This is a genomic window from Sorangium sp. So ce131, assembly GCF_051519095.1.
Lineage (GTDB): Bacteria > Myxococcota_A > Polyangia > Polyangiales > Polyangiaceae > Sorangium.
The window spans coordinates 6,368,716-6,382,500 of record NZ_CP150455.1 but is presented as its reverse complement, the minus strand read 5'-3'; the positions used below and the strand labels follow the sequence as shown (position 1 = coordinate 6,382,500).

Genomic DNA, 13,785 nt, shown 5'->3' with positions numbered 1-13,785 from the left:
TCTGATGCCTGCCCGGTGCTGGAAGGTTAAGGGGACGAGTCAGCGCAAGCGAAGCTCTGAACCGAAGCCCCAGTAAACGGCGGCCGTAACTATAACGGTCCTAAGGTAGCGAAATTCCTTGTCGGGTAAGTTCCGACCTGCACGAATGGCATAACAACATCCCCGCTGTCTCGACCAGGGACTCAGCGAAATTGTATCGGGGGTGAAGATACCCTCTACCCGCGGCAAGACGGAAAGACCCCATGAACCTTTACTGCAACTTGGCAGTGATTTTCGGGATATTCTGCGTAGGATAGGTGGGAGGCTATGAAGCCGGGCTTCCGGGTTCGGCAGAGCCAACGTTGAAATACCACCCTGGGTATTCTGGAAATCTAACCTGGACCCATGAACTGGGTCGGGGACACTGCCTGGTGGGCAGTTTGACTGGGGCGGTCGCCTCCTAAAAAGTAACGGAGGCGTGCGAAGGTTCCCTCAGCCTGATTGGAAACCAGGCGTAGAGTGCAAACGCACAAGGGAGCTTAACTGTGAGACCGACAGGTCGAACAGGTGCGAAAGCAGGCGTTAGTGATCCGGTGGTTCTGTATGGAAGGGCCATCGCTCATCGGATAAAAGGTACTCTGGGGATAACAGGCTGATCGCGCCTGAGAGTTCATATCGGCGGCGCGGTTTGGCACCTCGATGTCGGCCCATCGCATCCTGGGGCTGGAGCAGGTCCCAAGGGTTCGGCTGTTCGCCGATTAAAGCGGTACGCGAGCTGGGTTTAAAACGTCGTGAGACAGTTTGGTCCCTATCTGCCGTGGGCGTAGGACACTTGAGAGGAGCTGCCCATAGTACGAGAGGACCTGGGTGGACGTACCTCTGGTGCGCCGGTTGTCCTGCCAAGGGCATAGCCGGGTAGCCATGTACGGAACGGATAACCGCTGAAAGCATCTAAGCGGGAAGCCGGCCTCAAGACTAGGTGTCCCGGGCCGCAAGGCCCCTAAAGACCCCTTGTAGACCACGAGGTTGATAGGCCGGATGTGGAAGCCGAGCGATCGGCGGAGCTAACCGGTACTAATAGGTCGTGCGGCTTGACCATACTTCTAAGGCAAACATCGAAGCCTCGCGCCCGGAGTTCGGGTGACGAGCAGCGCAACACAGCTGACGCTGACCTTGCGTGGAGGACCGTGAACGCGGGCTCCGCAGGGTTTTCAGTTGGACGCACCCACAAGTTTCCGGTGGTGATATCGAGGAGGTCACACCCGATCCCATACCGAACTCGGAAGTTAAGCTCCTTGGAGCCGATGGTACTGCTAGGGCAACCTAGTGGGAGAGTAGGACGCCGCCGGGATTTTCTCTTGACCTGCGCACAGCAGCACCTGCTGTGCGCAGGTTTTTTTTTGTCCTTTGTCTTCGGGCTTCCGGGCTTGGGTCTGGTTCGGCTGGCTCTGGCCGCGCTCAATGGCGCTGGTCCGGATCGCCCGGTCGCTGGGAGGGCGTCGCGAACTGCCCGGCCTCCGGCGAGGGTGCTCGTCGCGCGGCGCGGGGGACGGGCTGAACTCGCCTTGGACGTCGTGTCCCCTCCGTGCTGCGCACTCCGGAGACACGACGTATCCGGGCTCAAACAACAGCCCGTCCCCCGCGCCGCGCGACGAGCACCCTCGCCGGAGGCCTACCGTCAATCGAACGGGTCCGGCGCTCCACTCAACCGCCCTTCAGCCCGATGACTTGGCGCTAAAGGACGGTCCGTCGCCACACCGCACCTCTTGCCGGGGCCCTACCGTCAATCGAACGGATCCAGCGCTTCTCCCCAACCTTCTTTCCATAGTCCAATGGTAAGCGCCGGCGGGTGGGGTCGCGCGGCGGGGGCGGGCGGGCGCGCCGAGCACCGACCGAGGTGCCATAAGGCTTCAGGGGGCTCGAGGCTGCAGGCGCGCCTTGTGTGGCGCGCAACGAAACCTCCCAGCTGGCGAGGCCCGAAGGGAGACATGCCGGGCGGTGTTCCCAGCGCAAGCTCCCTCGTCCCAGTCTTGCCGATTGGCCAGCGCCCGCCCGCCCCCGCCGCGCGACCCCACCCGCCGGCGCGCCCCGCTTGGAACTACCCCCGCTCTCCTGAACGAGCGGTTGCGCTCCGGCACGCCGTGCGGGATGGCTCTTGCATCGACCCCACCCGCCGCTCTGGAAGGGCGACCCGTGGAGACGCACGGACGAGGAGCCGAGCTGACCGGCTCTGACGCGCTGCGCGATCGCCGCCGATGGCCAAGAAACGCTCCCCCGCACCCGATCCGCTGGCCCGCTTCCACCCCGCCACACAGGCGTGGTTCCGCGGCGCCTTCGCCGAGCCCACCCCCGCCCAGGCCCAGGGCTTCCCGCCCATCCTCGACGGCGCCTCCACGCTGCTGCTCGCTCCCACCGGATCCGGCAAGACGCTCGCCGCCTTCCTCGCCGCCATCGACCGGCTCATGGCCTCGCCCGAGCCCGAGCCCGCAGAGCGATGTCGCGTCGTGTACGTGTCGCCCCTCAAGGCGCTCGCCATCGACGTCGAACGCAACCTGCGCGCGCCGCTCGCCGGCATCGCCGCCGCAGCCGAACGCCTCGGACTGCCCTACCGCATGCCCCAGGTCGGCGTCCGCTCCGGCGACACCGCGCCCGAAGACCGCGCTCGGCTCGCGCGTAAACCGCCGGACATCCTGATCACCACCCCGGAGTCGCTCTACCTCCTGCTCACCGCCGCCGCGCGCGACCGGCTGCGCGCCGTCGAGACCGTCATCGTCGACGAGATCCACGCGCTCGTCGCCACCAAACGCGGCGCGCACCTCGCCCTCACCCTCGAGCGGCTCGAGGCGCTCCGGAGCGCGCCCCGACCCATGCAGCGCATCGGCCTCTCGGCCACCCAGCGGCCGCTCGACGAGGTCGCACGCCTGCTCGGCGGCGGCGACATCGAGGGCGCCGGTCCCGCCGCGCGCTTCGTGCCGCGGCCGGTGACCCTCGTCGACGCGAGCGCGCCCAAGGCGCTCGAGCTCCGCATCGAGGTGCCCGTCGAGGACATGACCAAGCTCGGCGAGGTCGCACGCGCGGGCGAAGGGCCGCTGCCAGGGGCGGCCGACCCGGCGCAGCGCTCCATCTGGCCGAGCATCCACCCCCGCCTCGTCGAGCTCGTCCGCGCCCACCGCACCACGATGATCTTCGTGAACAGCCGGCGCCTCGCCGAGCGCCTCGCCGCCGCGCTCAACGACACCGCCGGCGCCGAGATCGCGCTCGCCCACCACGGATCGATCGCCCGCGAGCAGCGCCAGCAGATCGAGGAGCGCCTCAAGGCCGGCCTCCTGCCCTGCATCGTCGCCACCTCGTCGCTGGAGCTCGGCCTCGACCTCGGCGCCGTCGACCTCGTGATCCAGCTCGAGGCGCCCCCCTCCGTCGCCGCCGGCCTGCAGCGCGTCGGCCGCGCCGGCCACGAGGTCGGCGGCACCTCGCGCGGCATCGTCTTCCCCAAGCACCGCGGCGACCTCCTCGCCTGCGCCGCCGCCGCCTCCCGCATGCGGCAGGGCAAGGTGGAGGCGACGCTCTACCCGCGAAACCCGCTCGACGTCCTCGCCCAGCAGATCGTCGCCATCGCCGCGATGGATTCCCTCCACGTCGACACCCTGTTCGCGCTCGTGCGCCGGGCCGCGCCCTTCGCCGACCTGCCCCGCGCGAGCTTCGAGGGCGTGCTCGACATGCTCTCCGGCCGCTACCCCTCCGACGAGTTCGCCGAGCTCCGGCCCCGCATCGTCTGGGACCGCGTGGGCGGCGCCGTGCGCGCCCGCATGGGCGCGAAGCGCCTCGCCGTCGTCAACGCCGGCACCATCCCGGACCGCGGCCTCTACGGCGTCTTCCTCGACACCGGCGGCGACGCCTCGCGCCCCGGCCGGCGCGTCGGCGAGCTCGACGAAGAGATGGTCTTCGAGGCCCGCGAAGGCGAGGTCTTCCTCCTCGGCGCCTCCTCGTGGCGCATCACCGACATCACCCACGACCGGGTCCTCGTCGTCCCCGCGCCCGGCGAGCCCGGCAAGATGCCCTTCTGGCGCGGCGACCAGGCCGGGCGCAACGCCGAGCTCGGCACGTCCATCGGCGCGCTCGCCCGACGGCTCGCCGCCGCGCCGGACGACGAGGCCGAGCGCGCCCTCGCCGACGAGCACGGCCTCGACGCGCGCGCGGCCAGGAACCTCGTCCGCTACGTGCGCGACCAGGCGGCCGCCACCGGCGAGGTCCCGAGCGACCGCGCCATCGTCTTCGAGCGCTTCGTCGACGAGGTCGGCGACTACCGCATCTGCATCCTCTCCCCGTTCGGCGGCCGCGTGCACGCCCCGCTGTCGACCTGCATCGCCGAGAAGTGCCGCCTCGAGCTCGGCCTCGCCGTCGACACCGTGTGGACCGACGACGGCGTCGTGCTGCGGCTGCCCGAGTCCGAGTCGCCCCCCGACGCGAAGCAGCTCCTGCCCCAGGCCGACGAGGTGGAAGACCTGCTCGTCCGCGGCCTCGGCGACACCGCGCTCTTCGCCTCGCGCTTCCGCGAGTGCGCCGGCCGGGCGCTCCTCCTGCCCCGCAAGTTCCCCGGCAAGCGCTCGCCGCTCTGGGCCCAGCGCAAGCGCGCCGCCGACCTGCTCGCCGTCGCGTCGCGCTACGGGTCCTTTCCCATCCTGCTCGAGACCTACCGCGAGTGCCTGCGCGACGTCTTCGACCTCACGGCGCTCGAGGAGCTCCTCCGGCAGATCGCCGCCCGCAAGGTCCACGTCGTCACGGTCGACGTGCGCGCGCCCTCGCCGTTCGCCGCCACGCTGCTCTTCGCCTACGCCGGCAACTTCATCTACGAGGGCGACCTCCCGCTCGCCGAGCGCCGGGCGCAGGTGCTCGCCATCGATCACGCCCGCCTGCGCGAGCTGCTCGGCGAGGCCGAGCTGCGCGAGCTGTTCGACGCGGACGCGGTGGCCGCGCTCGAGGCGTCGCTCCAGCGGCTCGACGGCCGCGCGCCGCTCAAGCACGAGGACCACCTGCACGATCTCCTGCTCTCGCTCGGCGATCTCACGCGCGACGAGATCGCCCGGCGCGCCGAGGGGCCCGACGCGCCGCCCGACGCCGCCCGGGAGCGCGCCGCCGCCTGGATCGACGCGCTCGTCCGCGACCGGCGCGCCGTCGAGATCCACCTCGCCGGCGAGCGCCGCCTCGCGGCCGCCGAGGACGCCGGCCGCCTGCGCGACGCCCTCGGCGTGGTGCCGCCGCCCGGCCTGCCGATCGCGTTCCTCGAGCCCGCCGCCGATCCGCTCGGCGAGCTCGTCGCCCGCTACGCGCGCACCCACGGCCCCTTCCGCGCGGAGGACGTGGCCCGCCGCTTCGGCCTCGGCCCGGCGCCGGTGTTCTCGGCGCTCGCGCGGCTCGCGGACCGGGGCCGCGTCGTCGAGGGCGAGTTCCTGCCCGGCGGCCGCGGCCTCGAGTACTGCGACGCCGAGGTCCTGCGCTCGCTGAAGCGCCGCTCCCTCGCCCGGCTCCGCGCCGAGGTCGAGCCGGTCCCGCCCGAGGCCTACGCCCGCTTCCTCGCCGACTGGCACGGCCTGCATCGCCGCCGGCGCGGCCTCGACGGGCTGCTCGCCGCGATCGAGCAGCTCCAGGGAGCGCCCCTCCCGGCCTCCGCGCTGGAGTCCGAGATCCTGCCCGCCCGGGTCGAGGGCTACCGCCCCGGCGATCTCGACGCCCTCTGCGCGGCCGGCGAGGTCCTCTGGCGCGGCGTCGATCCGGTCGGCGACGGCGACGGCCGCGTCGCGCTCTACCTCGCCGAGGCGTACCCCTACCTCGTCCCGCCGCCCAGCCGCGCGGAGGGGGCGCTCGCCGAGCGCATCCGCGCCGCGCTCGCGCGCCGCGGCGCCCTGTTCTTCTCCGATCTCTCGCGGGAGACGGGCGCGTTCGGCGCCGATCTGCTCGCGGCGATCTGGGATCTCGTGTGGGCCGGCGAGGTCACGAACGACACGCTCGCCCCGCTGCGCGCGCTCGGCCGCGAATCGCGGACGAGCGGCCGGCGGCGCGATCGCGATCGCCCCACCGCGGGCCGGGGGACGCCCGCGTTCCGCGCGCGCCGCGTCGGCCCGCCGGGCAGCGAGGGGCGCTGGTCGCTCCTCGCGCCCCCGGGAGGCTCACCGGACGCGCGCGCGCCCGGCGACGGCTCGCGCGCGCCCGGCGACGGCGCCGACGCGCGCGGGCCCGGCGCCGACGACAGCCCGCGCGCGCCCGGCGAGACCGAGCGCCGCGCGGCGCTCGCCCGCGCGCTGCTCGAGCGCCACGGCGTGCTCACGCGCGAGGCCGCGGCGGTGGAGGGCCTCGCCGGCGGGTTCTCGGCCGTGTACGACGTGCTCCGCGCGATGGAGGAGGCGGGCCAGGCGCGGCGCGGCTACTTCGTCGCGGGCCTCGGCGCCGCGCAGTTCGCGGTGCCCGGGGCCGACGATCGCCTCCGCGCCTGCCGCGAGCCGTCGGACGATCCGCGCACGCTCGTCCTCGCCGCCACGGACCCGGCCAACCCCTGGGGCGCCGCCGTCCGGTGGCCCGAGCTCCCGCAGCGCGGCGACGGCGCTCCCGAGGGCGCCGTCCGCGGCCCGGTCCGCCCGCAGCGGGCCGCGGGCGCGCTCGTGATCCTGCATGACGGCAGGCTGCTCGCGTGGATGGGCCGCACCGAGCGGAGCCTCACCACGTTCCTGCCCGAGGCCGAGCCGGAGCGGGGCGACGCGATCCGCGCCATCGCGTCGGCGCTCGCCGCGCTCGTCACCGAGGGGCGCCGGCGCGCGGTGCTCGTGGCCACGATCGACGGCGAGCCGGCGCACAGCTCGCCGCTGGCCCGCGCGCTGGCCGACGCCGGCTTCACGTCCGGCGCACACGGCTACCTCAAGCGCGCCCCGACGCCCGAGCGCGCCCCGTGGCGCCCGCGCGCGCTGCCCGGCGGGAACGCGCCCGACTGGGCCCGGCGCGCGGCAGCCGCAGGCCTCGACGGGCCGCTCAATGCGCTCGAGGACGTCGAGGGCTTCACGCCGCCGCCCGGGCTGCGCTCCTTTCCGGCCGCCGCCCCGGCGGCCGGCGGATGGCGGATGGCGCCGGCGCGCGCGACCGAGAGCGCAGCGGCAGAGGATGACGGCGCGCCGGACGACGACGGCGATCTCGCGCTGGACGACGACGACGACGCGCTGTTCGAGGAAGGGTAGGGGGCCAGCGATCGCTCGACGCGTCGAACCTCTCTCCTCTCGTCCCGCGCTTCGATGACCTCAGGACGCGCGTCCGAGCCACACCCCATCTTCGGAGAATGTCAAATCAAAAGAACCGCCGAGGCATCAGGCAGGGGCTCCCTGCGTGGTGCCTTGGCGGCTCTTCCTCGTTGCTGCGGCGCTTCGGCGACCGAGCGCCGCGATCCCGACGGATCAGCTCCCCTGGGTTTGCTCGTCGACCCTCCCATGTTGCTCACGGACGCGGCTTCTGCTGCGGCTCCCGTTCGCGGCGCTGTGGCTTCGTGCCTCGGCGCCCTTGCGGCCGATCTGGGCCATATGCTCGCGGTTCTGGCTGACCGCCTCGCCACCCTTGCGACCGGCTGCGCGCGCCTCTTCCGACGTGAACTCGTGCGCCGTGCCCTTCTCGTGGGCCGCCTTGCCGCCCTGGCTCGCGATCTGGCGCTGCTGCTCCGCGTTCATCGCCGCGAAGCCCCGCTTGCTCTCGCTGCTCTGTCCCATGATCTACTCCTCAACGATTGTTTGCAAGGTGAACGTCACCTACGAACGTGACTACCTGCTGCTTAGCCACACCGCGCCGGCGCCGCCGGCAACGCCGGGCAGCCGTGCAACGCGGGTGCCAGACGGGAGAGCTCGGAGGAGTCCGACGAGTGAAGGACCGCGGACAATTGATGACCATCCCGTCATCGCGACGTTCGTGTAGAGACATCGATGCGGCAAACTGCCTCACTGTGCGTGCGCCCGTGGTGACCCGCCTCAACTGCGGCGAGCTCAGCCAGGGCGGACCCGGACGTGAACTACGGTGTGTGTTTCTTGTTGAAATTCTCATCGCGACCCGCGCGCAGGCTCTTTGAGCCGGCGAGAGACTCGTTTCTGCACGGCACATCAGGTTTCACGGCGGGCTCACTACGGAATGGCCTGAGGAGCCAAGGTCCGAGAGGTGGCGCCGCGCCGGCGGCTCACGGCCAGGCCTCATCACATCAGCGCCGTTTTCCTGTCGAGCTGTGAATTTGTGCTCGTGCGGTGACGATCCTTGCGGGAGCTCCTGGCTCCGCGGTCGCTCGGCGACGTGGAGCTGGCGCGTCGCGTCTTGACATTGCGGTTCCGGTGCCGTCTCGTTGCAGCGCATCAGGCCTCTGGGCATTGGAGCGCGATGAGGGTGCTCCTGGGCGGCGGCGTGATGCCGCAGGAGAATCTCACGATGGCGCTTCCGATTCCGGGGGCTGGGCTCGACGACGGCCTGGCCTCCGCACCGAACACGACCAGCTCCCGCCGCCGCCCGCACAGCCGTTCTTCGGGGAGGCTCCGCTGGCCGGGCCTCGCCGCGCTGCCGCTCGCGCTGCTCGCGGGCTGCAGCGGGGCGACCGGCGCGGCGCCCGCGAAGGAGCCCGCGCAGGGCGCCGCGCCGGCGCAGCAGGAGCCCTTCGATCTGGACAAGGCGCTCTCCCGCGAGGCCGGGGAGCTGCCCGCCCGAGAGATCCGCGCCGGGGCCTGGTCGGCGCGCGCGCTCGCGGCCGAGGCGCCGAAGATCGTCGAGAAGGAGAAGCTCGTCTCGCTCGCCATTCCCATCGGCACCGAGAGCCATGTCGAGTGCTTCGTTTACAACACGATGCTCGACTCGGGCGAGGTGATACGGCAGTTCGTGGAGCTCCTGGACCCGGGCAAGGTGGAGATCGCGCGCATCGTCCCTTGGGAGATCAGCGTGCACCGCGACAGCCCGGCCGTGTTCCTTCAAGCCCTCTATTTCGCCCCGACCGAGGGCGGGAAGGCGGCCGGCCTGCTCAAGATCGCGATGCACGCGGACAAGTCGCACCCCGTCGCCTGCCTGCACGACGAGCTCGGTTATATCGGCACCTTCGAGCGGCTCGCCAAGGGGATCTTCGACTCGCTCGAGGCGAAGGACGCGCTGCCGGCGCCCGAGTACACCGAGACGCTGATCCTGCGCGCAGACAAGATGCCTATCGGATTCGAGACCAACGAATTGATCAAGGAGCCGGGCGGCCAGCGGCGCTGGTTCTCGCGCTCGACCTCCCTCTTGCCGAGAGATCCGAGGACCCTGGAGATCGAGGACAAGGCCTCCAACGTGCTCCTCGACGCCCAGGGGCGGATCAAGGGCGGCCTCTGGATCGAGATGGCGGGCGGCAAGGCGAACTACCGGATGGAGCTGTCGCAAAAGGCGGGCTCCCAGTACGAGTACGCGGGAGACGTCGAGGGCAAGAGGGTCCAGGGCTCGTTCGCCGCGGCGGGCAAATCAGGGCTGTCGTCGCCGGTCTCCATCGCCTCGGAGCTCGCGCGCCTCCTGAAGGACAAAGGCCCCTTCGACATCCGACAGCAGGAGTACGAGCCGGGCATGGACCCGACCAAGCCCACCGAGGTGCGTTATGCCCGCGACGCGTCGGGCGCCGTCACGGTCTCGTTCCGCACGATGCGCCTCACCGGCGCGCTCGCGCCGGACGGCCGCCCGGAGGCGTTCGAGATCTCCGCCGGTCCCCCCCGGCTGACGCTCCAGCGCGCCCACACCCGGGGCAAGCTGTAGGCCTCCCTCGGCGCGTCACCGCAGCGCGCCGGCCCAGCGTCACCCGAGCGCGCCGGCCCACTGCTCGGCGAGCGCCAGCGTCCGCGTGTTCTCGCGGCGGGAGAGGAAGCGCTCGCGGAAGGCCGGCGCGCCCGCCTTGGCGGCGCGGCTGAGCAGCCGCTCGCGCGCCTCGGCGATCGCCGCCCGCGCCTCGGCCGCCCTGCCGTTCGCGGCCAGCGACTCGGCGTAGGCGAGGTGGACGAGGGACTCGCCCTCCTCGACCGCGCCCAGCGACGCGAGGAGCGACATCGCCTCCTCCGCCGCGGCGAGCGCCTCGCCGGCGCGCCCGGCGCCGAGCAGCGCCTGGGACGCCACCGCGAGCGCCGCGGCGCGCAGCGGCGGGACGCCCTCGAGCGCGGCGGCGGCGGCGCGCGCCTCGCGCTCGGCCGCCTCGAGATCGCCGGAGACGAGCGCCGCCTCGGCGAGGTAGGTCCGCGACGTGCCCACGGCGCGCGGGTCGCCGTGCCGCTCCTCCTCCTCGACCGCCTGCCGCAGGGCCCGCCTGGCCTCCGCGAGCTGGCCGCGGTGGACGAGCACGTGGCCGAGGTTCGCGAGGGCGAGCATCGCGGGATCGTGCAGCCCCATGCGCTCCGCCTCGGCCATCGCGGCGCGCAGCACCTCCTCGGCGCGCTCGAAGGCGCCGAGCTCCGCGTAGAAGAAGCCGAGGTTGCTCCGCGCGACGCACGCGTTGCGGCGGTCGCCCGCGCGCTCGAACGCCGCGAGCGACGCCTCCGTCGCGTCGAGGCACGCGCCGAGATCGCCGCTCGCCAGGAAGCGCACCGACCGCGCGTAACACAGCCGCCCCACGAGCTCCGGGTCCGGCGCGCGCTGATCGCCCATCGCGCCGCTCAGCTCGTCGATCAGCGCGCCCGCCGCCGCGTAGTCGCCGCCGAAGGCGGCCATGCCGGCGCACTCGGCCAGGCAGACGAGCCGCGCGCTCCCGGCGCCCTCGCCGGGCGGCTCGCCGCTCGCGATCGCGGCCCAGCGCGCGACGCGATCGAAGTTCCCCAGCTTGCCCGCCGCGACCGCGGCCAGCTGGACCGCGCAGAACCACGCGGCGGAGCCGGGGCGGAGGTGCTCCGCCGCCTCGACGCCGCGCTGCTCGCCGAGCGAGAACTCGCCGCGCCAGACGTGGGCCTCGGCCTGCACGAGGCGCAGCGCCCCGAGGAGCTCGCCCGCGGCGCCGCAGCGGACGCCGCGCTCGGCGCGGTCGAGCGTGGCGACGAGGTCGTTGCCCCGCAGCGCCTGCGCGGCGGCGCGCTGGTAGAAGCCCGCGGCCCGCGGCGGATCGCCGCCGCGCTCGAAGTGCTCCGCGAGCAGCGCCGCGTCGTCCTCGCCCGCGCGCTCCAGCCACTCGCCCGCGAGGAAGTGCCCGAGCTCCCGGTCGCCCTTCGTGAGCATCCCGTAGGCCGCCTCCCGGATGAGCGCGTGCCGGAAGGTGTACTCGATCTCGCCGGCGCGGCTCTCCCCCCTGCCGCGCACGATGAGCTCGCGCCGCTCGAGCACGTCGAGCGCGCGCGCCACCTCCGCGCCGCCGAGCAGCGCCGCCACGCCGCCCTGCCAGAACGTCTCGCCGAAGACGCTCGCCGCCCGCAGGGCGCGCCGCACCTCCAGATCCAGCGCCTCGAGCCGCGCCTGCACCATCACGAGCACCGTCTCGGGCACGCCCGCGCCCTTGCCCTCCGCCGCGGCGCGGATCTGCTCCTCCAGGTAGAACGCGTTGCCGTCGGCGCGGTCGACGAGCGCCTGCACCAGCGCGTCGCCCGCGGCCTGGCCGAGCGCCTGCCGCACGAGCCGCTCGCTCGCCCGGCGCGTCAGCCCCGTGAGGCGCACCTCCAGCGCGCCGCGGTTCGCCCAGAGATCGCCGAAGACCTCGCGCACCTCCATCCGCCCGAGCGCCAGCACGAAGACGGGCAGCTCCCGCAGGTTGCGCAGCGCGCCGTCCACGAGCGTCACGGTGGGCAGGTCGCCCCACTGGAGGTCCTCGAGCACCAGGACCACGGGCCCGCGCGCGCACTCCGCCCGGAGGAAGTCCTCCCAGGCGGCGCGGATCTGGTCGTTCATGAGCACCGGGCTCCGCCGCGCGGCGCGGAGCTGCACGTCCTCCTCGTCCGGGAACGGCGCGCCCACGATCTCCCCGAGGAACGCGGCGATCCGGGGGCCGTCGCCGCGCGGCCCGACGCGCGCCCGGATCTTCTGCCGCCGCGCCGCGAGCGGCTCGTCGTCGGCGAGGCCGATCGCGCGCCGCAGCGCCTGCGCGAGCACCCCGAACGCGGAGCCGGCGCGCATCGGATCGCCGCGCCCGATCCAGATCTGCGCCCCCTCGCCGCGGGCGCGCAGGCGCTGGAGCAGCTCGTGGCGCAGCCGCGACTTGCCCGAGCCGGTCGGCCCGAGGACGAGCGCCGCGCTGGCCAGCGGCTCCTCGGCGCACTGGGCGAACGCCGTCTCGAGCAGCGCGATCTCCCGCTCGCGGCCCACGCACGCCGTCGGCTTGCCGAGCAGGAGCGGCGGCGCGTCGAGATCGTCCCGCTCCCCGCGCAGCAGCCGCCCGGCGCCGTCGGACGCGACGTCGAACCGGCTGCCGAGGAGGCCCGCCGTCACCTCGTCGATGTGGACCGAGGCCTCCCCGGCGGGCGCGCGATCCGCCGCGAGGAAGAGGACCGCGCGGTCGATCAGCTCGCCGACGGGCGCCCGCGGAGACAGCTCCGCCCGCCCCGAGACGAGCGCGACCGGCGCTCCCCCGAGCACCGCGCGCAGGGAGAGCGCGCAGCGCGCCGCCTGCGCCGCGAGATCGGTCGGCGCCCCGGCGCTGGAGAGCACGATCACCGGCGACTGGTCGGCGAGGATCTCGAGCTGCCCCCGGTAGCGCTCCGCCACCGCGCCGAGCGCCCGCGTCCGCCGGTCGCGCTCCTCGGCCGGGGGCGCCTCAGCCCCCTCGACGACCGCGTCGCGCGCCAGGATCAGGCTCACGACCTTCCGCTCGCTGCTCGTGAGCTCGCGCGACCGGGGGCCGCTGGACGAGGCGGTGGGCCACTCGAGCATGCCCTCGCCGAGCCCGGCGAGCGCCGCCGCGACCGCGTCGCCGTCGCGCGGGCGCTGGTCTCGGGATTTCGAGAGCATCGCGGCGATGAGCGCGTCGAGCTCGGGGGGGAGCTCCGCCCGGAGCTCCCGGAGCCGCGGCGGCTCCGTGAGCACGATCTTGAGCGCCACGGAGAGCGGGTCGAGCCCCTGGAACGGCGCGCGCCCGGTGAAGCATTTGAAGAGCACGCAGCCGAGGGAGAAGATGTCCGCGCGCGCGTCGATGTCGGGCTCGCCGCGCGCCTGCTCCGGCGCCATGTAGCCCGGGGTGCCCAGCATCGCGCCCGTCGCGGTGAGCCGCGGCTCGCCGCTCGCGACCCGCGCGATCCCGAAATCGATCAGCGTCACGCCCTCCACGGACCCGCCCGCGAGGAACACGTTGCTCGGCTTCAGGTCGCGGTGGACGATGCCCTCCCGGTGGACGACGCCGAGCGCCGCGGCGATGCGCACGCCCACCGTGACGCTCTCGGCGATGGTGAGCTCAGCCCGGGCGAGGCGGTGGGAGAGCGTCTCGCCCGAGAGCCACTCCATGGCCAGGTACATCTCGTGCGCGCCCGTCACCCCGTCGGCGATGTAACGCACGATCCCTGGATTCTGCAGCGCCGAGAGCGCCTTCACCTCGCGCGCGAAGCGGCCGGCCTCCGCCTCCCCGGTGCGCCGCAGGATCTTCACCGCGACCACCTCGCCGCTCCAGCGATCGCGCGCCCGGTAGACGTCCCCCATGCCCCCGGAGCCCGCGAGACACTGGATCTCGAATCTGTCGCCGACGATCTCTCCAGCGCGCATGGGCGACCCCAGCATACCCCGTCTCGCGGTCTGTCCGGCGGCGGGTTGGCGCCCAGGTGCGCGCGCGCGGGCGGCGTCAGGCGACTCCCCACACACGGAAATCGTCACCGAAAATTGGATAGATTCCGC

The 13,785-nt window shown here is 73.2% G+C and carries 4 protein-coding genes and 2 rRNA genes (1 of these 6 only partly in view); 4 read left to right on the top strand and 2 right to left on the bottom strand.

Going from position 1 to position 13,785, the window contains the following annotated elements:
* The 3 genes from WMF43_RS23295 to WMF43_RS23285 form a co-directional block, all read left to right on the top strand.
* A 23S ribosomal RNA gene (locus tag WMF43_RS23295) occupies positions 1-1,078 on the top strand (it extends 1,932 nt beyond the left edge of the window).
* A 135-nt stretch (positions 1,079-1,213) separates the two neighbouring features.
* A 5S ribosomal RNA gene (rrf, locus tag WMF43_RS23290) occupies positions 1,214-1,330 on the top strand.
* A 904-nt stretch (positions 1,331-2,234) separates the two neighbouring features.
* Entirely contained in the window at positions 2,235-7,199 is a 4,965-nt protein-coding gene (locus WMF43_RS23285; protein ID WP_437683323.1) for a DEAD/DEAH box helicase, read from the top strand.
* Positions 7,200-7,412: 213 nt separating this feature from the next.
* On the opposite strand, the gene WMF43_RS23280 is transcribed toward WMF43_RS23285, so the two are convergent.
* The gene (locus tag WMF43_RS23280) at positions 7,413-7,718 is read right to left on the bottom strand and encodes a KGG domain-containing protein (RefSeq protein ID WP_437683322.1); all 306 of its coding nucleotides are present in this window, start codon (positions 7,716-7,718) and stop codon (positions 7,413-7,415) included.
* Positions 7,719-8,418: 700 nt separating this feature from the next.
* Here WMF43_RS23280 and WMF43_RS23275 point away from each other — a divergent pair.
* Positions 8,419-9,753, top strand: coding sequence for a hypothetical protein (locus tag WMF43_RS23275; RefSeq protein WP_437683321.1), 1,335 nt, complete (start codon positions 8,419-8,421; stop codon positions 9,751-9,753).
* Positions 9,754-9,792: 39 nt separating this feature from the next.
* On the opposite strand, the gene WMF43_RS23270 is transcribed toward WMF43_RS23275, so the two are convergent.
* Positions 9,793-13,656: a serine/threonine-protein kinase gene (locus tag WMF43_RS23270; protein ID WP_437683320.1), complete on the bottom strand. Its 3,864-nt coding sequence runs from the start codon at positions 13,654-13,656 to the stop codon at positions 9,793-9,795.
* Positions 13,657-13,785 lie beyond the last annotated feature (129 nt).

What these genes read in the sequence shown, in the direction of transcription:
- WMF43_RS23275 (WP_437683321.1), top strand. Translation starts at nt 8,419, where the DNA reads ATGGCGCTTCCGATTCCGGGGGCTGGGCTCGACGACGGCCTGGCCTCC.
- WMF43_RS23280 (WP_437683322.1), bottom strand. Translation starts at nt 7,718, where the DNA reads ATGGGACAGAGCAGCGAGAGCAAGCGGGGCTTCGCGGCGATGAACGCG.
- WMF43_RS23270 (WP_437683320.1), bottom strand. Translation starts at nt 13,656, where the DNA reads ATGCGCGCTGGAGAGATCGTCGGCGACAGATTCGAGATCCAGTGTCTC.
- WMF43_RS23285 (WP_437683323.1), top strand. Translation starts at nt 2,235, where the DNA reads ATGGCCAAGAAACGCTCCCCCGCACCCGATCCGCTGGCCCGCTTCCAC.